The organism is Caldisericota bacterium, from assembly GCA_034717215.1.
In the GTDB taxonomy this organism is placed as follows: Bacteria; Caldisericota; Caldisericia; order Caldisericales; family Caldisericaceae; genus UBA646.
The window spans coordinates 1-4485 of sequence record JAYELD010000159.1 but is presented as its reverse complement, the minus strand read 5'-3'; the positions used below and the strand labels follow the sequence as shown (position 1 = coordinate 4485).

Here is a 4485-nt window from a genome sequence, read left to right as displayed (position 1 = left end):
AAGAGGTTGAATTAAGAGATTACATTAATGTTTTATTGAAGTGGAAAAAACTTATTATTGGCATTACTATCCTTGCAATGCTTGTTGCAGGCGTAATGAGTTATTTTGTGATAAAGCCCGTGTATCAAGGATGTACAAATGTTGTTTTACCTCTTGTGGCTGGTGAACAAATCCTATCTGCTGAAGGAGTAAAAACGTTAATAGAGAGTGATTCCTTTGCGAAAGCTCTTTCAGAAAAAACAGGTATTCCCTATGATGAAGTTAGTGATAAAATAAATGCTTCTATCATTCAAAAAACGGATATTGTTGAGATAACGTTTGAAGATAATGACATGGAAAACATGGCTAAGTTTTTTGATGCACTTATACCTTTATTGAATGAACAATATAAGGAGCTTTACGATAATAAAACCGATGTAATCAAAGCCGGACTTTTGATTTTGGAAGGACAGCTTGATTTGTTGAGAGAGCAGGAGCAAGTTATATTTGATAGAATTGAACAAATTAAAGAAGATGGCAGAGTTCAGGCAGAATATGCCTTGGAATACTCTTTACTGTTAAGTACGTATAATTCTATTACTGAAACAAAGATGTCTGCCGAGCAACAGGTAGCTGACCTAAAATCTCAATTAAAGATGTCGCATAATTTTACTTATCTTAATTCTCCTGTTATTTCTGATACGCCCATCAAGCCAAAAAAGCTTTTTAATATTGCCGTGTCGGGTGTTGCTGCATTTTTCTTTGCTATTTTGCTTGCATTCTTTCTTGAGTATTGGTACGGAACAAAAGAGAAACAAGAAAGGAAAAAACCTGCTTAAGTCCTGATAGGGAGCAAAAGCACTTTTTTTGTCACCATCTCCTCCGTCTCTGTGAGGCAACTTGTTGGCGTGGCAGTCTCATAGTAATGTTTCTTTTTGTCACCCTACTCTTTTCCTTGGCGTGTATTACGCCAAGTTTTATTGCAATGTCTCTTAGTTTGAGGATGAGATTCCGAGACAAGAACGGAATGACAAAGAAAAAACAAAAGAGGAGATTGCCACAGGGCAAAAAACTGCCCTTCGCAATGACCCGTGGTGACAGAGGAAAAGAGCGTAATGACAAGAAAAAGTGCAAAGACTTATTCTTTGTCTCTGCGAGGAATATAATGACGAAGCAGTCCCATAGTAATATTGCTTTAAATTTTTGTTTTCCTAAAACAATTGTTTGTTGTTGAGGAGGAGATTGCCGCAGGGCAAAAAACTGCCCTTCGCAATGACTAAGAAAAAAGTATCGCTTGGTGCCTGACACAAAATGATCATTATTTTTGAAAAAGGTTAAGGGTTAATTTATTTATTCAACCCGCTTAACTTATGTCTAACTTATTTTGAATCTTTGCTGCTCTTATTGTATTTTTTAAAAGTATAAGTGTAGTGAGTGCTCCGATATTGCCCGGGACAGGTGTAATTCGGCCTACAATGTCTTGGACGCTGTCAAAATCCACATCTCCTACAATTTTCCCGTCTATTTTGTTGATTCCTGCATCGATTACGATTGCCCCTTCTTTTATGTAATTTTTATTTATCATTTTTGGCCTTCCAATAGATACTATGAGAATATCAGCAGTTTTCGCAATTTCTGTGAGATTCTTAGTGTACGAATGGCATATCGTAACTGTAGCGTTTTCTTTTAAAAGCAGCAGTGCAACGGGCTTTCCTACGATATTGCTTCTTCCTATTACTACTGCGTTTTTTCCTGTTATTGAATGAATAGAATTTTTAATTGTTTCTATGATGCTTTGTGCGGTAGCAGGTACAAAAGCAGGGTCTTCTCTCAGAAGCTTTCCTAAGTTAATTGGGTGGAATCCGTCTATATCTTTATCAGGGTCAATTATTTCTAAAACTATTTTTTGTCTCATGCCCTGTGGCAGAGGGAGCTCTATCAATATGCCGTTAATTTCTTTTCTTTTATTAATTTTTTGAATAACGGATATAAGCTCTTTTTCAGAAATTAACCCATTAAGCTTATGCTGTTCTACATATATTCCAAGACTATCGGCTTTGCTCATTATGCTTCTTGAATAGGCAATGCTTGCCTTGTTTTCTCCTATTCTTATAATAGAGAGCGATGGTACAATTCCTCTTTTTCTCAGCATTGCTACATTTACAGTAATTTCATTTTCTACCTTTACTATAAGGTCTTTCCCGTCAATTATTTTACTAATGGTGCACCTCCTATGAATGTATTTATTATATAAAATTTTTAAAAAAATGCTATAATGACTCAAATGGAAAAAATTGGTGAGATTATATCTGTAGAATCTTCATTTATTGTCGCCGAAGGCAGCGTAAATATGTTACCGTCTCTTGGAAGCTTGATAAAAACAAATGACAGTTCTTGCTATTATTTTTTGGTAGTCAGTCTTTTTACAGAGAGCAGAACGCCGGGTAGGATTCCAATTGCTTATGGCAAGCAGATTGATGTCCTAAAAAAAGAGCAGCCGCAGATTTTTGAGCTGATGAAGTGGGGGTTCCGTGCCGTGCCTGTTGGGAAAAAAGGAGAAACGGGACAACTTTTATTGCCCGAGCATCTTCCCGAAATTCATTCTCTGCTTTATTTGGTTGGCAGCGAGGAGTTGAAAGAAATTTTTGGCAACAGTTCTTTTATTGATACTCTTTTTTGTATTGATAGCGATAAAGTTCCCGAGCGAGACGAGGCAATTATGCGTCTTATCAAGAATTATATTAGTTTTCTTGAGAGTGACGAGCGTTCCGATGCTTTGCTTGATGTGGCAAACAAGATTACACTTATTCTTCGGGATGACTACGCTGTTTTAAAGCGGTTTATAGGCGTTTTGGGAGCGTATAAATGATAGGTTTTCTTAAAGCAGGTTCTGTTGGAGAAGGTTTTGTAGTAAGGTTGAATAAATTTGTTTCTCCTGAAACGTTGCGAATTGGCGATTTTGTTGTCATTCAAGGGAAAATTTATCAATATTTTGGCATTATCGATGATTTGAGGATTATGTCTGCAAATGAAGATGTTTTTTTCGACCCACCCGATTCTGACTTTAAAAAAGCTGTGCTCACAGGTCCTATTGTTTTCAGTGAAATGTCCCTTTCTCCATATGTTATGGTGGATAATAGCGGAAATGTGCTTTCGATAAAAACTATCCCTGAACATTTTTCCATTGCGAGAAAGGCAACGGGAGAGGATTTAGAAACCGTTTTTATGAAAAAAGCATCAATTCCATTTTTTGTAGGCAATCCACTTACTATGGAAGAAAAAATTCACGTTGACCTTAAAAAACTTTGCGAACGCAACAGTGCGATTTTTGGTATAACTGGTTCGGGTAAAACATTTCTTGCAAGAATTGTGTTTTCAGGCATCGTCAAAAATGATGTTGCGTCTCTTCTCGTTTTTGATATGCATAATGAGTATGGTTTTACTGCAAAAAGTGGAGAAAAACGTTTCCCTGCATTAAAATCATTTTTCCCGGGCAAGGTGAAAGTATTTGATGTTGGTACTAATCCTGGTGCGGATAATTATATAAATATTCCCCTTAACCACATTAAACCGCAAGATCTTTCCCTTCTTTCCTCGTCTCTTCATTATTCTGATAAGTCCGAAGAGACTGCATTCCTTGTGTATAAAAGAAAGGGCAAAAATTGGCTTAAATATCTTTTTTCTCTTCAAGGGAAAAGTGAAGAAGAGGTGGCAAAAGAAGCAGAAAATATCGGTGTAAATGCCAGTTCTCTTAGCGCGTTTCTCAGGCATATTAGCCGTTTAAGCTCTCTTAAATTTTTACGGGACACAGATGAAGAGAGCAGCATCGAACAGATGCTTGATTATCTTAAAAGTGGTGTTTCTGTAGTAGTCCAATTTTCCGGTAGATATGCAAGTGACTCTCTTTCTTATTTTATTGTTGCAAATGCCATTACTCGACGCATTCATGAAAAATATTCAGGTCTTACAGAAGAGGAACGAGAAAAGCGGCGAATCGTCATTGTCATTGAAGAAGCGCACAAATTCCTTTCTTCGGATTTAAGGGATAGGAATATTTTTGGAACGATAGCACGAGAGATGAGGAAGTTTAATGTAACCTTATTTATCATTGACCAGAGGCCTTGCGAAATTGATTCTGAGGTTCTCTCCCAGGTAGGTACTCGATTTGTGCTGCAACTGTTGGACGAGAGAGATACAGATGCAGTGTTCCAGGGTGTAGGTGGAGGGAAGCGCCTGAAAAAGATTTTGCGAACTCTCCAATCGCAGGAAACACTTCTTTTTGGGCATACTGTACCTATGCCTGTCGCTATGCGGGTGAGGGAGTACGGGAAGGATTTTTTTGATGAAGTTCAGGAGAAGAAGGAAGATCCTTTAAAAGGAATTAACGATATTTACGGATAGGAGGTTGTTTATATGTATCCAATTTTTATTACGGTAGGAAATTTTACAATAAGATCATATGGGGTAATAGTGGCAATTGCGATTATTGTTGCCATCTTTGTTTCA

General features: G+C 37.2%; 4 protein-coding genes. 3 read left to right on the top strand and 1 reads right to left on the bottom strand.

The annotated features are described in order from the left end of the window. A partial coding sequence (locus U9Q18_06570; GenBank protein ID MEA3314021.1) for a Wzz/FepE/Etk N-terminal domain-containing protein occupies window positions 1-818 on the top strand: 818 nt, incomplete at its 5' end. A 524-nt stretch (window positions 819-1342) separates the two neighbouring features. Here the strand turns inward: U9Q18_06570 and U9Q18_06565 are convergent. Further along, window positions 1343-2188, bottom strand: coding sequence for a bifunctional 5,10-methylenetetrahydrofolate dehydrogenase/5,10-methenyltetrahydrofolate cyclohydrolase (locus U9Q18_06565; GenBank protein MEA3314020.1), 846 nt, complete (start codon window positions 2186-2188; stop codon window positions 1343-1345). Between the two features lie 75 nt (window positions 2189-2263). On the opposite strand from U9Q18_06565, the gene U9Q18_06560 reads away from it, so the two are divergent. Both U9Q18_06560 and U9Q18_06555 read left to right on the top strand, forming a co-directional pair. Beyond that, window positions 2264-2848 carry a hypothetical protein gene (locus tag U9Q18_06560; GenBank protein ID MEA3314019.1) on the top strand — a complete coding sequence of 195 codons (585 nt, stop codon included), beginning with the start codon at window positions 2264-2266 and terminating at the stop codon, window positions 2846-2848. Further along, entirely contained in the window at window positions 2845-4380 is a 1536-nt protein-coding gene (locus U9Q18_06555; protein ID MEA3314018.1) for an ATP-binding protein, read from the top strand. Before U9Q18_06560 ends, U9Q18_06555 begins: the two co-directional genes overlap by 4 nt. Window positions 4381-4485 lie beyond the last annotated feature (105 nt).

Bases quoted from the DNA above. Each gene is read 5' to 3' on its own strand.
- U9Q18_06560 (MEA3314019.1), top strand. From the start codon at position 2,264: ATGGAAAAAATTGGTGAGATTATATCTGTAGAATCTTCATTTATTGTC.
- U9Q18_06555 (MEA3314018.1), top strand. From the start codon at position 2,845: ATGATAGGTTTTCTTAAAGCAGGTTCTGTTGGAGAAGGTTTTGTAGTA.